The organism is Phyllobacterium sp. A18/5-2, assembly GCF_025452215.1.
GTDB lineage: Bacteria > Pseudomonadota > Alphaproteobacteria > Rhizobiales > Rhizobiaceae > Phyllobacterium > Phyllobacterium sophorae.
Genome location: NZ_CP104967.1, coordinates 327,217 through 344,736, shown reverse-complemented (window position 1 = coordinate 344,736; position 17,520 = coordinate 327,217). Strand labels below are relative to the sequence as shown.

19 protein-coding genes and 1 pseudogene are annotated in these 17,520 nt (G+C 55.1%); 11 read left to right on the top strand and 9 right to left on the bottom strand.

Going from position 1 to position 17,520, the window contains the following annotated elements:
• Position 1: 1 nt before the first annotated feature.
• The 8 genes and pseudogenes from N8E89_RS20150 to N8E89_RS20115 form a co-directional block, all read right to left on the bottom strand.
• Complete coding sequence (locus N8E89_RS20150) at positions 2 to 487, bottom strand: hypothetical protein (protein WP_262262955.1); 486 nt, start codon at positions 485 to 487, stop codon at positions 2 to 4.
• A complete protein-coding gene (locus N8E89_RS20145; protein WP_262262954.1) occupies positions 484 to 1,833 on the bottom strand; it encodes a FliI/YscN family ATPase in 1,350 nt (449 codons plus the stop codon). The genes N8E89_RS20150 and N8E89_RS20145 overlap by 4 nt, the downstream gene beginning before the upstream one ends.
• Entirely contained in the window at positions 1,833 to 2,432 is a 600-nt protein-coding gene (gene sctL / locus N8E89_RS20140; RefSeq protein ID WP_262262953.1) for a type III secretion system stator protein SctL, read from the bottom strand. Before sctL ends, N8E89_RS20145 begins: the two co-directional genes overlap by 1 nt.
• Complete coding sequence (locus N8E89_RS20135) at positions 2,429 to 3,106, bottom strand: type III secretion protein (protein WP_262262952.1); 678 nt, start codon at positions 3,104 to 3,106, stop codon at positions 2,429 to 2,431. Before N8E89_RS20135 ends, sctL begins: the two co-directional genes overlap by 4 nt.
• Positions 3,103 to 3,884 (bottom strand): annotated as a pseudogene (gene sctJ, locus N8E89_RS20130) (type III secretion system inner membrane ring lipoprotein SctJ). The gene N8E89_RS20135 and the pseudogene sctJ overlap by 4 nt, the downstream one beginning before the upstream one ends.
• Before the next feature lie 19 nt (positions 3,885 to 3,903).
• A complete protein-coding gene (locus N8E89_RS20125) occupies positions 3,904 to 4,311 on the bottom strand; it encodes a hypothetical protein (RefSeq protein WP_262262951.1) in 408 nt (135 codons plus the stop codon).
• A 46-nt stretch (positions 4,312 to 4,357) separates the two neighbouring features.
• Positions 4,358 to 4,549 (bottom strand): hypothetical protein, encoded by a 192-nt coding sequence (locus N8E89_RS20120; RefSeq protein WP_262262950.1) that lies wholly within the window; start codon positions 4,547 to 4,549, stop codon positions 4,358 to 4,360.
• Between the two features lies 1 nt (position 4,550).
• Positions 4,551 to 4,985, bottom strand: coding sequence for a hypothetical protein (locus N8E89_RS20115; protein ID WP_262262949.1), 435 nt, complete (start codon positions 4,983 to 4,985; stop codon positions 4,551 to 4,553).
• 642 nt (positions 4,986 to 5,627) lie between these two features.
• Between N8E89_RS20115 and N8E89_RS20110 the strand changes: the two genes are divergently transcribed.
• The 11 genes from N8E89_RS20110 (at position 5,628) to N8E89_RS20060 (ending at position 14,301) form a co-directional block, all read left to right on the top strand.
• The gene (locus N8E89_RS20110; protein WP_166648363.1) at positions 5,628 to 5,789 is read left to right on the top strand and encodes a hypothetical protein; all 162 of its coding nucleotides are present in this window, start codon (positions 5,628 to 5,630) and stop codon (positions 5,787 to 5,789) included.
• Positions 5,790 to 5,926: 137 nt separating this feature from the next.
• Positions 5,927 to 6,838: a SctD/MshK family protein gene (locus N8E89_RS20105; RefSeq protein WP_262262948.1), complete on the top strand. Its 912-nt coding sequence runs from the start codon at positions 5,927 to 5,929 to the stop codon at positions 6,836 to 6,838.
• A gap of 126 nt (positions 6,839 to 6,964) precedes the next feature.
• Positions 6,965 to 7,345 (top strand): hypothetical protein, encoded by a 381-nt coding sequence (locus tag N8E89_RS20100; RefSeq protein WP_262262947.1) that lies wholly within the window; start codon positions 6,965 to 6,967, stop codon positions 7,343 to 7,345.
• Positions 7,342 to 7,677: a type III secretion protein gene (locus N8E89_RS20095; protein WP_262262946.1), complete on the top strand. Its 336-nt coding sequence runs from the start codon at positions 7,342 to 7,344 to the stop codon at positions 7,675 to 7,677. Before N8E89_RS20100 ends, N8E89_RS20095 begins: the two co-directional genes overlap by 4 nt.
• Positions 7,674 to 9,815 carry a type III secretion system export apparatus subunit SctV gene (sctV, locus tag N8E89_RS20090; protein ID WP_262262945.1) on the top strand — a complete coding sequence of 714 codons (2,142 nt, stop codon included), beginning with the start codon at positions 7,674 to 7,676 and terminating at the stop codon, positions 9,813 to 9,815. The genes N8E89_RS20095 and sctV overlap by 4 nt, the downstream gene beginning before the upstream one ends.
• A gap of 59 nt (positions 9,816 to 9,874) precedes the next feature.
• Complete coding sequence (locus N8E89_RS20085) at positions 9,875 to 11,224, top strand: type II and III secretion system protein family protein (RefSeq protein ID WP_262262944.1); 1,350 nt, start codon at positions 9,875 to 9,877, stop codon at positions 11,222 to 11,224.
• A 25-nt stretch (positions 11,225 to 11,249) separates the two neighbouring features.
• Positions 11,250 to 11,663 carry a hypothetical protein gene (locus tag N8E89_RS20080; RefSeq protein WP_262262943.1) on the top strand — a complete coding sequence of 138 codons (414 nt, stop codon included), beginning with the start codon at positions 11,250 to 11,252 and terminating at the stop codon, positions 11,661 to 11,663.
• 40 nt (positions 11,664 to 11,703) lie between these two features.
• Entirely contained in the window at positions 11,704 to 12,519 is an 816-nt protein-coding gene (locus tag N8E89_RS20075; RefSeq protein WP_262262942.1) for a tetratricopeptide repeat protein, read from the top strand.
• Positions 12,520 to 12,534: 15 nt separating this feature from the next.
• Positions 12,535 to 12,738 (top strand): EscU/YscU/HrcU family type III secretion system export apparatus switch protein, encoded by a 204-nt coding sequence (locus tag N8E89_RS20070; protein ID WP_262262941.1) that lies wholly within the window; start codon positions 12,535 to 12,537, stop codon positions 12,736 to 12,738.
• Entirely contained in the window at positions 12,710 to 13,576 is an 867-nt protein-coding gene (locus tag N8E89_RS20065) for an EscU/YscU/HrcU family type III secretion system export apparatus switch protein (RefSeq protein ID WP_262262940.1), read from the top strand. Before N8E89_RS20070 ends, N8E89_RS20065 begins: the two co-directional genes overlap by 29 nt.
• Before the next feature lie 50 nt (positions 13,577 to 13,626).
• Positions 13,627 to 14,301 (top strand): L,D-transpeptidase, encoded by a 675-nt coding sequence (locus N8E89_RS20060; RefSeq protein ID WP_262262939.1) that lies wholly within the window; start codon positions 13,627 to 13,629, stop codon positions 14,299 to 14,301.
• An 88-nt stretch (positions 14,302 to 14,389) separates the two neighbouring features.
• On the opposite strand, the gene N8E89_RS20055 is transcribed toward N8E89_RS20060, so the two are convergent.
• Positions 14,390 to 17,344, bottom strand: a complete 2,955-nt coding sequence (locus N8E89_RS20055) for a LysM peptidoglycan-binding domain-containing protein (protein ID WP_262262938.1) — start codon at positions 17,342 to 17,344, stop codon at positions 14,390 to 14,392.
• Positions 17,345 to 17,520: the final 176 nt, after the last annotated feature.

Here is a 17,520-nt window from a genome sequence, read left to right as displayed (position 1 = left end):
CTCAAGACCCTTTATGAACTGCGGGTAAGTGCCGCTGGTCCTCATCATCCAATTCAGCCAGCAGACTGACATACTGGTTGTTCTTGGCAGATTGTTTGGCCAGCAGAATTTTCAGTTTGTCGCATTGTTGAAGCCTGGCCAGATGCGCGGCGCTTGCTTCCTGGCTCTTTTGAGCCTCCACTGCCAGTTGGAGCCTTGCCTGTTCTTCCAGTTGCCGCAGTGCAGATGCGTGATAGTCCAGGGCAGAAAGCGCATCCAGATGCTGTTCGAGTTCTTGGCGTCCCACTGTCCGGTTCGACAGTTGTTCGTAGATGGCAGTTTCACGGCTGAGCCGTTTTTCTGCATTTTGAACGATCTGACGGGCAGCCAGATCCACCGCAATGGCCGCTTGATCGTGAACGCGTTTTTGGCGGACCGAGGATTCCTCAGCAATCCTCATGCGAACGTTCCGCAACTTGATCAGCGTGTGCAGGTTTTTCTCTCTCATGCGAGAAGTTCCTGCAACTGTAATTGCGTCTCGGCCAAGCCAAAATATTCATGGCTCTCTTGACGCAGAAACTGTTCGATCCGCGCGTGCCGATCGAGTGCTTCGTCCGATCGCACGTCGCCGCCACGCTTGTATTCCCCCACGCGCAGCAACAATTCGATATCCTCGTAACGGGCCATCAACTCGCGAAGTTTGGTCGCGCTGGTTCGATGTGAACTCGTCACCACCGCGTCCATCAGGCGACTGCGACTGCGCAAAACATCGATAGCTGGAAAGTGGCCACGTTGCGCAAGATCGGCGCTCAACACAATGTGTCCATCGAGTATGGCCTTGGTCTCTTCGGCAACAGGATCGAGTGTTCCATCGCCTTCGATGAGCACGGTGTAAAGTCCGGTGATGGATCCGCCGATGCCCGGCCCGGCACGCTCAAGCAGGCGCGGCAGTGCTGCAAACAGGGAAGGGGGAAATCCGCGTCTGGTCGGTGGCTCGCCAGCAGCAAGGCCAATTTCGCGCTGCGCGCGGGCAAAACGGGTGACGCTGTCCATCAAAAGCAGCACATGTTGTCCTTGGTCGCGGAAATATTCAGCGATCGCGGTTGCACCATAGGCGGCCTTGACGCGCTCTATTGCCGGACGATCGGAAGTTGCAACGACAACGACAGATCGTTTTCGTCCTTCATCCCCGAGTTGAATGTCAATAAATTCCCTCACCTCCCGGCCCCGTTCGCCGATCAGCGCAATGACGACAACATCTGCCTGGGTTCCGCGCACAATGCTGGAAAGCAGTGAGGACTTGCCCACCCCAGCTTCACCGAATATGCCAATGCGCTGCCCGCGCGCCACTGTAAGCAGCCCGTCAATCGCCTTTATCCCAAGCTGCAGCGGATCCTCAACAAGGTCGCGTTGCAGCGGCTGCAGGGGAACATTGTGTGTGGGATAATAGGTATCGGCCTGCAGGGGCGTAGACGCAGAACCTGTCCGATTCATCGCCTCTCCAAGTGGATTGAGAACGCATCCCAGCAATTGCGGACCGACGGGGATCTGCAGTGTTCTACCTGTCGGAATTACCTCAGCGCGCGTCGACATGCCGTCAAGGTCGCCAATCGGCGTCAAGACGGCCTCATCGTCCTGAAAGCCCACAACTTCGGCCGGCACAATGCGGCCCGAAACCGGGTCGCGCAGGTGACAGTATTCGCCAATTCTTACCATCGATACCCTGGCATGCACGATGATGCCGGTGATCTTGCGAATGCGGCCGCGAACGGGTCTGGTCTCAACCTTCGATGCGCCATCTTGCAGTCGCCCCATCAGCTGGTCGAGATCGGGCGCGGTAAATTTCTGCGTCATTATGAGGCCCCATCTTTGGCTGGATGGTCGACAAGCGCCTCCCGTATGGCGGCAAGCTGTGTTTCAAGACCTGCATCAATGACGGCAATCGCGTTTGAAAGCACACATTTCGTCCCGCGCAAATGCGGGTCGGCCAAAACTGTGATGTTGAGCGATTCATGGGCGTATTCGGAATTGATTCGCTGTGAAACCTCTTCGGCAATATCTGGCGCCACGCTGATGGTGATATCGCGCTCGCGTTGAAATCCTTGCAGTGCGTGCTCAGCCAGTCTGGCGACCAGGTCCGCATCATCGAACTTGCCGAAAATCTTCGTAATAATGGACAGGCTGAGATCAACAATTTGCTGGTCGAGCGTGGCAACATAGCTGTTTACGCGGGCGGTGGTTGCTGTCAGCAAAGCGGCGGCCTCACGCGCACCCTGCTCAAAGCCAGTTTGATAACCCTCTTTGCGGCTGGCTTCGCAAATCTCGCTCATTTTATCCATTTGCGCTTGCGCTTCGGCCTTGGCGGCGGCGACAAACGCATAGCCGTCGAGCCAATGTTGGACCTCCTCCTGGCGAATAATCTTCGTAGCGGGTACGGCTGGAAGCTGTGTCATTGCACCTCATCCTGCGGGATTGGTGACGGAAGGCTTGCCGCCAATCTGCGCATGATCAACGGGCCAAGCTTGCGATGTGCTGCATCGAGCGACGGCGTAAGCACACTGTCATTGGCATGTTTCAGCCGGGCCCAGGGCCTCAAGCGGGCCGCAAGCGCCTCATGCCAGCCAGCAATACAGCCCAGTCCATCATTCGTCACCATCGCCTCAAGCGCGCCGAGGTCATTTGGTCCTGGCAGATTGCTGGCAAGGTCTCGATTGGCGAGTGCTCTTTGGAAACCCGTCTCGCCAACGCGGCGTTTCATCTCCGCCACCGCATTGGTTCTGATTTCCGAAGCAAAGGTGTGTGACCAGAAAATTGCACCGGCAAGCAGAACAAGATCACTGATCTGTTCAGCCGGAGACGTCATCAAGAGGAGATCCGCGTCATCAGGTTGTGCCAGATCCGGCAGGGCAGATAGCTCAAAATGCGCCGTGAGCAAGATGGCCAGGTGCCGCTGGATGCGCTTTGACGCCTGCAAACCGGTGGCGATCTCGAGGGTAATTGCGCCCTTATAACAGGCGACTATCCTCTCGGGATGCACATATCGGGCAGGCGCCGCCATCATGTCTGTCCAGTCCTGCGCAGCGGTCGCAAGGTTCGCTTCATTTTGTCTCTGCGGGATTTCGCTCACTTTGCCGGCTCAACGGGAACGAGGGGGTAAATGCGCCGGCGTTTTCTTTGCCGCAGGAGATAGCCCAGTGCCGCGCCGAGCCCGAGCACGGCGGCAACCAATGCTCCAAAAAGCCATCTGGCTTTCGCTGCACTTTCAGGCAACATCCATATTCCCAGGAACGATGTTAGTTCACTGTTCATGTTTGTCGGATTCGTGGTCGCTGCGGCCACCGGAATGACGGAGACCTTTTCATATGTCAGACCGGCGATGCCATTGGCGACCAAGGTTTTGATCTGGGGGATGAGGGTGTTGATATCCAGGCTCGGTTCATGCCTGATAAACACCGAAGCGGACGCTGGAACAGCGTTGCGCTGCAAGGGATCATTGTCAGGCAGGACGACATGCACGCGGGCAGACACCACGCCATCGATCTCCGAGACGGTCCGCGACAACTCTTCGCTTAACGCATAAATCATCTGAGCGCGTTCTTGTACGGGCGAGGCGACCAATCCTTCCTGCTTGAACACGCTTCCCATCGTTGCAAACTGTGCTTTCGGCAGTCCGGCTTCGTTAAGAACCGTGACTGCCTGGGCAAACTGGTCCTCATCGACAGTGACCGACAACTTGCCGTTCTTTTGGACCACACGGCCGGCGGGATCCCTCTTTGGAGCAGGACCGCAACCATTGCGTTTGCCTCCCGCTCCTCAAGATTGGTGTAAAGGTCTTCCTTGCAGGCCTGAAGGAGGAGACAAAGTGCAGCCACAGCCAGGCATCGCGCCAGCAATCGCTGCACCAGGTGCGTCTCCGTGTAGGGATTACTGTCCTTTGACAAGTGTGTTCACGGCGCCGGATACCTGGGTCGTTCCCCGCACCACCATTTGTGTTTCAATTGAGTGATCAAACATCGTCCCAAGGGATTCGACAACGCGTGTGACCTGCTGGTCCTCCACACTTTTGGCCGGCTCCTTGCCAGGGGCAGCGTTGTGGAAGGACGATTGTGATGCTGTCTTGCGCACCTCATCGGTGCGGTTTGCAAACTTACCGGTTCGTTCGACGAACCCCTTCAGATCATCGACGAGGGAGCGGCCAAGATCGGCAGGACTGGCACCATGGGGCAATTTATGGATATTGCCTGCCATGTGCTCGAAAAGATTTTGCGAGGCAATCGACTGTGCACTCGACGCATTCGTCGGGGTTAAAGCTGCAACGGCTAGGACTGTCATGGCCAAATGCTCCTCTCATGCCGGCCGGCAAGCTGATCGTTTGCCATTATTCATCTTCCGACATCGCTTCATTGAGCATCTCATTGGCCACCTTCATCATCTCCTGCGCCATCAATGAACTGCCCCCGTTGGTCACGGCCTGGCTGATGGCAGCTTCGAACTGTTGCTGCGGCGCAGAAGGGGATGGCGCAGCGTTACCTGCCTGGGATGCAACATTGTAAACTGATAGATTGGCCATGTCATAGATCTCCTGTTTGCTGCCTGGCACGCGTGGTCGCAGAAGACTGGCGCTGCCTGGTATCTGTTTTCGGGGTCCTGGTTTCCGGCGGAGCGAAGTCTTCAGTCACCTCATTGTTCTGGCCGCCGCGAAAAACACGCACGCGCGGATCGTCCGCCGTCGCCAGGGGAGGTGGTTGCACATTGGCAATAACCTGTTGAACCATAGCGATAAAGGCCGGTGGTCCGGACACACGAAGCGCCGATGCATTGGGGGTAAATTTGATGGAGAACCGGTCATCCATCAGGCTCAGTCGCTTGACCTCTTCGATGACCCTCGCCCCGTCGGCGCGGCCTGCATCGAGGATCTGTGTCGCAAATTCGTCACTGGAATTGATGTACAGTATCGATCCGTCATAGTACCAGACCAGCCCGTTGGCCTCGGCCAGTTTTGTCAAAAACGCTCCGGCGGTTTCGGCCCGCACCTCGCCTCGAACTTGCCCGCGAGATCTTGTCCGAGAGCGAAACTGGAAGGTTCAAATTGCGGCCAAACTCCTTGAGAGCGTCGCGGATGTCCTGGTTGATGAGGATATAGGAATACGGTTTTGCCGACCAATCGGGCGTATTGGCCAAGACCTGATCTGGTGCACCCAAAATGAAGACTGCAGTCACGCAAGTGTATGCGAGTGCCCGCAAATGCCTAGCTGCTATCGGAATAGTCATGCGAAGCACCCTTTGTTACGAAGCGCGACAATAGCCCCTATATCATCCGCAAAATTTGCGCAATGCAACTATAAACGGAATCAAGCGATATAGTACTGACAAATTTTGTCAGTCGTAAAGTAATTTATTTATGATATTTCAAATTTTGAATTAGTTTTTGATTTCGCATTGCAATGATTGTACTGATACAATCTTGAGATCAACTATCGTTACAAGCCGTAATATGAACTGACCTTTGTAAAAATTGCCTTCTCTATTTTTTTCATACTATCACCGGCTGCCAGATAGTTCGTGCGAGTCTATCGGCGGGCCTGGCGCCAAGACGGTGTGAAGCGACGATTGCTTCAAATGATGACTGTTACTCAAGGAGAAATAGCATGGCTGTTCAAGGTGTGGGCGGGTCACAAAGCTCGGATAATTCGATCGAGAAAATGACCGCGGCGTTTGATAAAGCAATCGAGAAGTCGTCCAAAATTACCGAAATCACCACCGAGAAAAAAGTTGCGCTCGATGCTGCCAAGCAGCGTCCTAACAACTGATTTGAGATTTCTTGCAGACGGCGTTCGCGCCGTCTGCACCCATGATGACAACGTGAGCCGGGCGTCTTTTGCCAGTTTGCGCCCGACCATACAGCGCATGACCAGACATTGAATACCTTGCAAACGAGGCAGTGGATATGGGTTCGATCGTCAGATTCCAGGCACCAAGTTCAGTTCTGTTACTCAAGGTAACGGCCGGGATACACGACGGCGTTTCGCTGCCGCTCGACGGACAGACATATCGGATCGGTTCCGCCGCCGATTGTGACTTGACGCTTAGTGACCCTGACGTTTCCTCCCATCATATGACATTTCAACGCGAGGGCGCCGACGTCATGATCGAGGCCATTGGCGGTGATGTCCTGATCGACGCAGACGCGCTCGTGCCGGTCGGTCACGGGTTACGCTGTCCAATGCCCTGTGCCTTTCAGATCGGCGGCGCAACAATCGAATTGTCATTTCCCCGCTTGGAACGCGACAAGGCACGCAAGAACCCGCGCGCAAGCTGGATAGCAATTGGCGGCGCGGCGCTTTCGTTGCTGACCATTGCGGCGGTGCAGGCCGGAGTTGGTGACTTTTTAGGCTCGAAGAATTCTGCGCTTGCCCACCCTACAATTGAACAATCCGATACTGCCGCAAGGACTCCGGCGCTCCCCGCCGCGGGTCCCGTCGCCGCCTCCTTGACAAGCAGGCTCGCGGACGCGGGGCTTGGTGAACTTAAGGTTGAGGCGCAAGGAACACGACTGACGGTATCGGGCAATCTTGGTGCAGATGACCGCAATCGCTGGGGAACGATCCAGAACTGGTTTGATCGCACTTATGGCGGGACCTACGTGCTGACAAGTCTCGTGGGCGCGCAAGCGCCCAAAGTAAATCCGAAGTTCAACTTGCAAGCAGTCTGGTTCGGCGATGCACCCTATGCGATCAGTTCCGACGGAACGAGGCTTTATAAGGGCGCCGCTCTGGAGGACGGCTGGATTATCAAAGACATTCGTGACGGCCGTCTTGTGGCTGGCCGGCAAGGCGAAGAGTTTGTTTTGACATTTTGATCGACCGGGCAACGCATGTCCGCTGAAATCGGAACCGATTTCAGCAAGGACTAGGCGTCAATTCAAAGTGTGACTGCGTCCTGTGCGGGTCCAGCCAAACGCACTACGCAGGAACGGGGGACATGAATGGCACTCGACATTCGTCGGCAAGATGATCGAATTCGCGCGCAGACCGGCTCCGTTTCTGCACGTGCCGATGCCACGAAGGTCGATCAAGCTCAATCAAAAGCATTTGATGCATCACTCGCGCGCTCGGAACAGGCTGCCAGGCGCGCAAAAGATCCGTTTATCGGTCAAATAGGGCGTTTGAGAAAGCCAAAACGCGCCAATCCAGGTGTGTTCGATCTGTCGCGCTCACAGGAAATCCTCAACTACCTCATTAACGACCTGTTGCCGGAATTGGACATTGACGAGGAAATAGCAGCAATCACGGCTTCAATGTTGACCGAAGAAATGAACAATCGGCGCGAGTTGCAAGACCGGCTGGCTCAGGCACAAAGCCAGTGACACAGCAACGCCGCGACAGCGTCGAGTTTCTTCACGGTCTCGGCTACCTCTATTGCCGGGCCGGTCAGCCAGAGCGCGGGCTGGTATTTCTGCTGCTGGCCGCCAAAATTGCCCCGCATGAAACGGCCGTGCTTCGCTCTCTCGCCGAGGTCTTCGTCGAAACGGAAGCCGCCGCACGGGCGCTGACGGCGATTGACAGGATCGAGGATATCGAAGGCAACGCCTCCCCCAGCCTTACGTTGCTCAAAAGCCGGGCACAATGGATGAGGGGAGAGCATGAGCAAGCAAAGAAGACATTCCGGGACTATGTGAGGGAAAGGCTGCCCTCGTGACCGTGTTTGCCACATTCAACCGCTTTGCCCGGGCTGCATCGAAACGATCCGACATTGTCATCGCGGCATTCATGCTTTTGGCGATCATCATGATGGTCATCCCTTTGCCAACCTTTCTTGTCGATGTGCTGATCGGGATGAACATTGCATTCAGCTTGCTGATTTTCGTTGTCGCATTTTATATTTCCCAGCCCGTGCAGTTCTCCGCATTGCCCTCCATTATCCTGCTTGGAACTTTGTTCCGCCTTTCACTTGCCATCACAACGACCCGTCTGATCCTGTTGCAGGCCGACGCCGGACAAATTGTGTCGGCCTTCGGTGATTTTGTCATCGGCGGAGAAGTTGTGGTCGGTTTGGTGGTGTTCCTGATCATCACCATTGCGCAGTTTGTCGTTATTACAAAGGGCGCAGAGCGCGTGGCTGAAGTTGGAGCACGGTTCGCACTGGATGCGATGCCGGGCAAACAAATGAGTATCGACAGCGAAGCGCGCAGCGGCGACATCGATCAAGCCGAGGCAAAACGCAAACGCCAAAGTCTGGAACGCGAAAGCCAGTTCTATGGCGCCATGGATGGCGCCATGAAGTTTGTCAAAGGTGATGCCGTTGCCGGACTGATTATTATCGCCATCAACCTGATTGGCGGCCTTGCCATAGGGTCGTTGCAGCACGGAATGCCTTTTAGCGAAGCGGCGCACACCTATTCGCTTCTCACGGTCGGCGATGGCCTGATCTCGCAAATACCGGCACTCATGATGGCAGTGGCAGCCGGCACAGTTGTGACGCGAGTGACATCAGACCGCAATGAAGATCTTGGGACGGAGATCGTCGGGCAGCTTGGAGCCAATCATCGCGCCTTGGCCCTGGCCGCGGTGATCCTGTTCGGTTTCGGTGTTGTTCCAGGTTTTCCCACAGTGGTGTTCTGGACCTTGGCGGGCTTGGCCGCGGGTCTGGCCTACCTCGTTCAAAAGAGCGGCGGAGCATTGTACGACCAAAGCGCGCACGCCGATGGCGATACACTTGTGCAGATCGGCAACATCACCAAGCCGCACCAGGCCCTGACAAATGAGGGATCTGGACTCATGTCCGCTTCGCAGCGCCTGGTGATCTGTCTTGGCCCGGCCATTGCCGAAACCACATCAATGCCAGCACTGAGGGAAGGCATCGAGAAGGTCCGCAGCGATATCTTTGCGGATATTGGTGTTCGGGTACCCTCAATCGCAATTCGATCCGACATGGTGCTGGAAGCCGAACAGTTCCGCATCGACTTTGAGGATGTGCCGGTCACCGATGGCATCATCCTGATTGATCATCTTTTGGTGACGGACGAGCCGGTCCACCTTGATCTCATGTCGATTCCCTACCAGGTCCGCACCGCATTGATTGGACGCATCAATAGCATATGGGTTGCAAGCGGCCACCGACAAAAACTGGAAGATGCCGGCATTACGTTCCACGAACCGGTTGCGGTGCTGATGGAAGTACTGCTGCGCGCCGTGCGCCGCTATGCGTCTGATTTTGTTGATGTGCAGGAGACAAGATACCTCCTGTCGCAAGTCGAGGATGAGTATGGCGATCTGGTAAAAGAGGCCGTCGGCATATCCTCGCTGCAGAAAATTTCGGAAATTCTTCGCCGGCTCGTCGAGGAGGATGTTCCGATCATTAATCTGCGCGTCATTCTTCAGGCCGTCGTTGAATGGGGAGCTCAGATACAAAATCCCCATGCGCTTTGCGACTACGCGCGCATCGGACTGGCACGGCAGATCTGCCACCGCCATTCAGAAATGAACAGGATTGTTTCTGCCTATCTCTTGACCAGAGAGACTGAAAATGCGGTGCGCACCTGCCTCCAGCAAGGATCGGGAGCCTCCCTGGTCAACATTCCGGAGGAAATCTCAAAACCAATCATCGAACAGTTGAAGGGCAAGTTTAGTGGTCATGATGGCGAGCTCACGCGAACGCTGCTAACGGCAATGGATATCCGCCGAGCCATCAGAAACCTCCTCATCAGGAACGATATCAATCTGCCGGTCCTGTCCTACCAAGAAATCGCGCCAGAGTTCAGTGTGCAATCCCTCGGCTATATCGCGCTTCCACTGTCCAGCCAGACGCAGCAGATCCAAATGAGTGGAACCAAGTGAGCAAGCGTTTGACCGGTTCCAGTACGCAGCAGCATCAAAATGTGGTGGACAATTACCCTATGGACAGACCAACCTTTCTTCGAAAGGCGCGCACATCCGGAATTTTGCAAAGGTCCGGATTTATTGTTGCCCTTGTCCTGGCGATCGCCGCTTACCTGCCAGCGGCTTATGCTCAGGTAAAGGTTGATGCCGCCGCGGGCCAGGTGCTCAAATTGACGATGGGGCAGGGTCAGATATTGCGTTTCGACCAGCCGGTGGAATCGGTATTTCTTGCCGACACCTCCATTGCGGATGTGCGCGTGGTATCGCCAGGTGCGGTTTATATTTACGCCACCAAAATCGGCAATACCAATCTGATTGCCCTTAGCCCTGATCAGGGCACGCGCGGCACCGTGCAAGTTCGTGTTGTCGGCAATCCGAGAGATGCCCAGCAATCGGCACGTGCCTTGCAGCCAACCACAACGGTCGATATCAGTCTGTTTGGCGAGCAGTTTGTCGGCAAAGGTCAGACCAAAAGTGTGGGCGAGGCCGTCGACACCGACAATGTGCTGCAAAGTTATTCACAACCCGACAAGCCTGCGCTGAACAACACCACGATCTCCGGACCCAATCAGGTCAACATCCGGGTGCGATTTGCAGAAGTCGCACGCAACGAACTGTCCCGCTACGGGCTCGACTGGAGCGCCTTTGTCAACAGTGGCTCGTTCTCTTTCGGTATCGTGAGGACTGGCAATACCAGCGGCGAGGGTGGGGGGACTGCCATCGGCGTTTCGGGTAAACATGTCAATGTCAATGTGCTGCTGGATGCCCTGCAATCGAACGGTGTTCTGACAATCCTCGCCGAGCCCAACATCACCGCCGTCACCGGCCAGACGGCAAGCTTTCTTGCCGGCGGAGAAATTCCTGTTCCAGTCCCGGTGGGCAACGATCAGGTTGGCATTGAGTACAAGCAATTTGGCGTATCGCTGCAATTCACACCCACACTCTTGCCGAATGATCGCATAGCTCTGCAGGTTCGGCCGGAGGTTAGCAATGTTTCCCAGGACAGCGTTGTATCCATTAACGGCCTGGTTGTTCCCTCGTTGCGCGTGCGGCGTGCAGACACCACCGTGGAAGTTGGCAGCGGCCAGACATTCGCCATTGCCGGGCTTTTTCAAAGGCAGGAAACGCGATCAATCGACAAGACGCCTGTTATTGGCGATGTGCCAATCCTTGGCGAATTGTTCAAGTCCAAGCGATTTCAGCGCAATGAGACGGAACTGGTTATCCTCATAACACCCTATCTGGTGTCGCCAACGTCGTCCCGAAATCTGAAAACGCCTTTGGACAGTCCTTCCGGCACCATTTCTTCTCCGCGCAAGAAAACAAGGCACAACGTCAACAAGGGGTATGGCTTCTATGTTGAATGATTGCTCAGCAAGGGCCGTGCAGCCAATGATCCGTCTTGCAGCTTTGCTCGGGTGCATGGGTATTGTTGCCAGCTGCGTCGGTAACCAGCCGCAACCCTATTCGCCGAACTACAGCTATCTGATCCTCAAGGATGCCAGGCCCGGTGTGGTCAAAAAGGGCTATGACAAATCAGGATCAACTCAGAGCGTTCTCGTTCCTGATGCGTGCATCACACCCGATACGGCCGACGATCCCGTCTATCTGCCGTCGGGCTGCTCAAATAACCTCAACCTGCAGCACATGGCCGCCGGAAAACAGGATCTGATACAGGGGCGAGAAATGGGGCCGGCGATGGCTGCTCCCGTCGCCCGAGCCGCCCAGAATTACATTGACGGAACTGCACCGGAAGAACGGCGCCAGCGCCGGCGCTCAGAAGAACAAAACGAGCAAACACAGTAAGGACAACGAACATGATCAACTGGTCTAGAAGGGCATCCCCATGGTCGTGAGTTGTTTTCGCAGTTTTGCTCTCTTGTCGCTGCTTTTTGCAGGGGTGGTTTCTTCGGGTTGCGTCGCTACGACCGCTGAACGGCGCGCCGCTGATAAACCCGCCGATGAACAATCCAAACTGCTGAATATTGCCCGCGATATTGATGCCAAGGGCGAAAGCGGTACAGCGCTTGCTCTTTACGAGCGAGCCGCTGAAATGTCGACAACGGACTCCAGCATACATGTAAAACTTGGCAATGCGCGCATGAAGGATGGCGATCCAGACGGCGCGGAAAAAGCCTATCGGTCGGCCTTACAAATCAACCCGCAAGATGCCAATGCGCTTCTCGGGCTTGGAACCGTACAATTACAACGCGGCGAGGCAGGTGCCGCAGCAAGGACGCTTGCCCCGGCAGCACAAGCCATAAATTCGGTATCGGCCTATAATAAATTCGGCACGGCGCTCGTTCTGGCTGGCGAGGGTGCCGCAGCACAGGGAGCTTTTGCAAAAGCACTTGCCCTGCAGCCCGCCAATCTTGACACGAAGACCAATCTTGCTCTGGCACAGGCATTGTCAAACAATCTGCCAGGCGCGGCAACCAGTATGGATAGCGTGGTGGCGTCTCCACTGGCCGAAAAGCGCCACTTCGTCAACTATATGATTATCTTGAGCCTTTCGGGAGATGCAGCACGTGCGCGTGCGATTGATGTGCCGGACATGCCGGCAAACCAGAAGAACCAGATTCTGGCGAAGGCTGCAAAACTACGTTCAATTCAAAGTCCAGCGGAGCGCGCGCAGGCAATCGGATTGCTTGCCTCGACATAATGCAAGGTTTGAAAAGTGAGTGAGACAAGCGAAGAAAAAACGCTTCCCGCGTCGGAAAAGAAGATCGATGACGCGCGCAAAAAAGGCCAGGTGCTTCATAGTCCCGACATGGTTTCGGGTGTGATAATGCTTTCTTGCACACTTTTTTCTGATTTATATCGCCCCGGTTTTGCAGGCACGAATTGGTGCTTTGGTCGAAGAGGCTTCCCATATTTATGATCGACCTTTTGCCGACGTATGGCATCGTCTAAGCACGATTGCCGTTCAAAGCTTGCTGACGGCGACCTTACCAATTCTCGCCATTACGATCTTCGCAATCCTCATCACAAATGTGGCGGTCACAAGAGGATTTGTATTCTCCGCCAAACCCATTGAGCCGGACTTTGATCGGATCAATCCGGCGACCGGTTTGAAACGCATATTTTCTCTTAAGAGCGTCGTGGAATTCGCCAAATCCCTTATCAAGATTATTGCGGTCACGACAGCGTTTGTCGTGGTGTTTCAGGCTGGACTGAAGGCTCTGTTTGAGTCCCCTTCATGTGGGGGTCTGTGCCTGCAAGCAACGTTCAGCGCCATGATAAAGCCGCTGGCGGCGATTGCTGTGGCCGCATTCCTGGTTATCGGATTTTGCGACATCTTCGTGCAGCGTTGGTTGTTTTTGCGCGAGATGCGCATGACCAAGACTGAAAGCAAACGCGAACAGAAGGATATGGAAGGTGACCCTCACATACGTCAGGAGCGCCAACGGCAGCGCCGGAGTGTGGCTGGGGGCAGGCTGGGTTTGAAAAATGCCGTCCTTCTCATCGGGGAACCACGCACCGTGCTTGTCGGAATCCGCTATATTCGCGGTGAAACTCCTGTACCCGTCGTTGTTTGCCGGGCCCTGGGGCCCGATGCACCACAAATGCACAAGCAGGCCGTAGCATTGGGCATCCCCTTGGCATCAGATGGGAGCCTTGCACATCAGATTTCCAATACCTCCACTCTTGGAAATCCGGTTCCCGAACGCGTGTTTCAGCCGGTCGCCAATGCTCTTGTTGCAGCCGGGTTGATCTGAATGGTTCAAATTCTTGCCACAGCCAAGCTCAAGACGGAGGAATCCTTTCAATGGTCTTTCTGAAATCTGCCACGAAACTCTTTGCGGTCTTGCTCGTCGCGAACCTTTTGCCCGTTTCAATTGGTGCTTTCGCGCAGTCCGCAGAGCCATCTCCGCCGGTGCTGGACCAGAAAAACAAAAAGGTCTGGATCGATCCCGGTTATATCGAATTTCTCATGGGGACACAGAGCTATCCTCCACGACATGCGCAAAGGGGCATGGCTGCTGCGGCGAATTCAGCCCATACGGCCGTCGCTCCCCGGATGGTTGCCTACGCGACCGGTGAAAAGCCAGGAACCATTATCATCGAAACACAGGACCGGGCGCTTTATCTGGTACAGCCAAAGGGACGTGCATTGCGCTATTCCATTGGTGTCGGCCGGGAGGGATATGGATGGCGTGGCACAGAACGCGTCTCCAGCAAACGCGAATGGCCGGAATGGCGTCCACCGGCGGATATGCTGGCGCGCCGTCCGGATCTGCCCGCACACATGGCTGGCGGGCCAGACAACCCTTTGGGTGCTAGGGCACTATATCTGGGCAATACTCTTTACCGCATCCACGGCTCCAACGAGCCCGACAGCGTTGGCCAATCATCGTCGTCGGGATGTTTTCGTATGACCAACGAGGATGTGATTGACCTATACCGCCGCGTAAAGGTCGGGACGAAAGTCGTGGTGCTTTGAAACGATGCAGAGCCGCTCCAAATAAGCGGATGCGAACATCTATCTCAACAGACCGGCAGGATTGTCGATGACCCTGCCGGTCTTTGCGTCAGCTCGTCAAAACGAGATTCTCTCTGGCCCATTGGGCCAATTCCGGGATTGTGCGTGGCCGACCAAGTGACGGGTCACGTGAGACTGTGCCACCATCGGGCATCTCCAGAGGTTCGAGCCGTTTTGGTGCTGTCATTGGATAGTTGCCATGGTCGTCCGGCTTGGTTTCGTGCACGCCCCGTACGAACTCGCGTAGCTTCGCCATATCTTCGGTTTTGCGTAGGGTTTCGGTGAGGGCTTGCGGGGTGATGCCCAGTTCCTTTGCAAGAGGATCGATAATGGAGCCAACGCTGTTTCCATCGCCATCGTGGTTTGAGAGAATTTTTGCCGCTTCCTGTTTAAAGTCCGCCTGCACCAGGAATTTCTCGGTGGGCCCTTCGTAGTAGTTTGCGATCTGGCTTTTGCGGTATTGATTATAGATGGCTTCCCCGATGATTCCCACGGCGGCAAGTCCAGCGCCCCACAATCCGGCTTTCGGGGATTTCATCAGGGAGAGGAACGTACCAACGGTGGTTGTCGCTGCAAAGGCCGAGTTTGCCCATTTGCCTTTTGCCGCATAATCGAGCGTATAGGCGACCATTAGTGCTCCGCCCGCGCGGTCGAAATATTTGGAGAACCATCCCCATTTTGACGTGCCGCTGACTTCGGCAAATCGCGTGGTTCTGTCCAGGAAACCACCTTCTGCAACCTTGCCACGTTCAATAAGTGAACGAACGCCACCGGCGCTCAACTGGGCGGCTTCCTGCGCGATCCCAGCTGTGAGCCAGACGCCGAACGATTGCGTGAGAAGGCCGGGCGTGGCGAAATTATCCTTTGCACTTCCCAAATACAGCAAGCCCTGGACCGCAGCCAATCCTTTGCCAAAGCCGGTGGCCGTCGTTATGCCGGCACGCGGGTCGAATTTGGATCCATCGAATGCCTTGCTGAGGCTTTCAATGGCAGCCTTGCGCGCCTTGGGATCGGTCGTGGCATTGGGTCCGTTCAGAAGAACGGATGAACTTTGTGCAAGCTTCGGGTCAAACTGGCCAGGGCTCATGCGGGAAGCCATATCGATACTGCCTGGCGAAGGGGGCTTGTAAGCCTTGTTTCCACCAAGGGCCTCATAGGCAGCTACGGTTCTGTACATGCCTATGACTGCGCGGCCTGACCAGTATAACGTTGGTGACGTTGGGACTGGCTCGGTTTGCGGTGCTGCGGTGGCTTCGATATATGCCTTGCCCATTTCGCTCCAAGCCTGCTCACTGTTGCTCACCGCAAATTGACCTTTTTCGTCCTTCTCCAAACCATCGGTGGCAGCCTTGTAGCGATCAAGGCCATCAAGCCCCTTTAGTTCTTTCAGGTCACTTTGCGCTGCGTGTAGAACGCTCAAGGTGCGGAATACCCGGGCGCCTTGATCGTCCATCTTGTCCTTGCTGCCTTTATTGTTGGCAATGGAATCATTGAGACCATCCGTCAGCTGTTTGGCAGAAAGAGATGATTTCCAGTCGTTGGCCACGACGAGATGATCCTTGGCAAATTCACCAACGACATTTTGACTGTTCTTGGTCAGATCATCCGTACCCTTGATTGTGGCATCGAAAATCGCATTCGCGCCGCTGAGATTGCCGGACCTATTGAGCTCTTTCACGACAGCAAGCGTCAGGGTCGGATCGTTACCGCCTGCTATGGCGCGACGGAATGGATCACCGGCAGCTTCCGGATCCGCGGATTTAATCTCAGGATAGGGTATCCCCATCTCCTTGCCGATCTTCTTCTTGTCTTCCAGTGAAAAGGTCTTTGTTTCTTGCGGAAGCTTGCTCTCCCAATCTGCAAACGTCTTGTCTGTCGTCTCGTTTATGGTCTTGGTGATCGACTTGGCGCTGTCATCGATAATCTGCTGGCCACCGGGTGCTTTGGTTATTCGGCCAAGCGTTTGCGAATAGTCGCCAACCGTGTCGCGCTGGGTCATGGTGAGCGATAGGGTGATTTCCTTGGAGACATTGGAATTCTTGCCACCCAACAAACTGTCTGGGAGCGCACCGGAATCAATGGCAACGCGCTGGCCGATGGTCTGCTGGATCGCGTCGAGCACCTTTGTGTCTTTGTTGCCAAAAGCCTCGGTGGGTTGGTTGGCCTGTTGGATGATCAAGACAGCCGTTTCGTCGGTAACGTTCTTGGTTACATCGTTGAGCACCTTGGCAGCACGGCTTGCCCCATCCTCCCGTTTGGATTGTGCTTCATTCTCACCATCGATGCCCTTGAAGTCGTTCTTGCCTTCGCGGAACGCGTCCTGGACACGTTGTGCAGGTCTGTTAACAAGAATTTCTCGTCCACTGGCGTCGAGCGCATCAACGAAACCTTTGTCGGACGGGCCGAACTCTTTTAGCACCTCCCGGGCGCTGTTAATGGCCGCTTCGCCGCCGTCAGGCGCATTTTTGGCGAGTGTTTCAAATTGCCTGACAAGCTCGCCCTGCACTTGACCCCATTTTGCCGGGTCTTGCTGCGCCGCTGTTATCGAATTGCGCAGCGGCTCAAAGACAGCGTTGAGACTCGTCTCGATGTTTTTCCGCTCTTCTAGCACAAGGTTTTTATAGCTTTCCGTCTGGGGTCCGAGTGCGACGAGATCGGCCTGACGTTCATCAAGATGAATTTTAAGCGTGCCCGGCGTATAGGCTTGGTTCTTTCCAGCAGATCTAAAGTCCGTCTGAACTGCAAGCTTCAGGGCCTTGGTCTTTTCGTCTCGTTCGCCCGGGCTAGCCGCCTTGTCGACGTCCGTTTGCAAATCCTTGATCGTTTCAAGGCTCGTGCGCCGCTCCTCGTTCAAGACCCGCAAGGAAGCGCCCTCGTTGATCACATCTGCATCGCGGATATAGGGATTGGTTAACATTATATCCGGGACACTTTGTTCGTAGAGCGGCGCTATTCCACTGAGTGTCTCGTTCTTTCGGATCGTATGGTCGATCTCGACCGTCATGCTCTTTTTCCGGGTTTCCTTGCGGCACCGATGGTTGTTTGGCTTTTTGCACAGCATTTGCAAAGAGGTCCGTCTTTGGAGCCTCTGGTAGAAACAAATTGCGTTGAAGCGGTGCGAATAAACGACGATTGAAATCGAGAATGCCCATACGATCACCTCTGATAATCTGTCATAAG

Coding starts and splice junctions, on each gene's coding strand:
- N8E89_RS20150 (WP_262262955.1), bottom strand. CDS start 487: ATGAGAGAGAAAAACCTGCACACGCTGATCAAGTTGCGGAACGTTCGC.
- N8E89_RS20145 (WP_262262954.1), bottom strand. CDS start 1,833: ATGACGCAGAAATTTACCGCGCCCGATCTCGACCAGCTGATGGGGCGA.
- sctL (WP_262262953.1), bottom strand. CDS start 2,432: ATGACACAGCTTCCAGCCGTACCCGCTACGAAGATTATTCGCCAGGAG.
- N8E89_RS20125 (WP_262262951.1), bottom strand. CDS start 4,311: ATGACAGTCCTAGCCGTTGCAGCTTTAACCCCGACGAATGCGTCGAGT.
- N8E89_RS20120 (WP_262262950.1), bottom strand. CDS start 4,549: ATGGCCAATCTATCAGTTTACAATGTTGCATCCCAGGCAGGTAACGCT.
- N8E89_RS20110 (WP_166648363.1), top strand. CDS start 5,628: ATGGCTGTTCAAGGTGTGGGCGGGTCACAAAGCTCGGATAATTCGATC.
- N8E89_RS20105 (WP_262262948.1), top strand. CDS start 5,927: ATGGGTTCGATCGTCAGATTCCAGGCACCAAGTTCAGTTCTGTTACTC.
- N8E89_RS20100 (WP_262262947.1), top strand. CDS start 6,965: ATGGCACTCGACATTCGTCGGCAAGATGATCGAATTCGCGCGCAGACC.
- N8E89_RS20085 (WP_262262944.1), top strand. CDS start 9,875: ATGGACAGACCAACCTTTCTTCGAAAGGCGCGCACATCCGGAATTTTG.
- N8E89_RS20080 (WP_262262943.1), top strand. CDS start 11,250: ATGATCCGTCTTGCAGCTTTGCTCGGGTGCATGGGTATTGTTGCCAGC.
- N8E89_RS20075 (WP_262262942.1), top strand. CDS start 11,704: ATGGTCGTGAGTTGTTTTCGCAGTTTTGCTCTCTTGTCGCTGCTTTTT.
- N8E89_RS20060 (WP_262262939.1), top strand. CDS start 13,627: ATGGTCTTTCTGAAATCTGCCACGAAACTCTTTGCGGTCTTGCTCGTC.
- N8E89_RS20055 (WP_262262938.1), bottom strand. CDS start 17,344: ATGACGGTCGAGATCGACCATACGATCCGAAAGAACGAGACACTCAGT.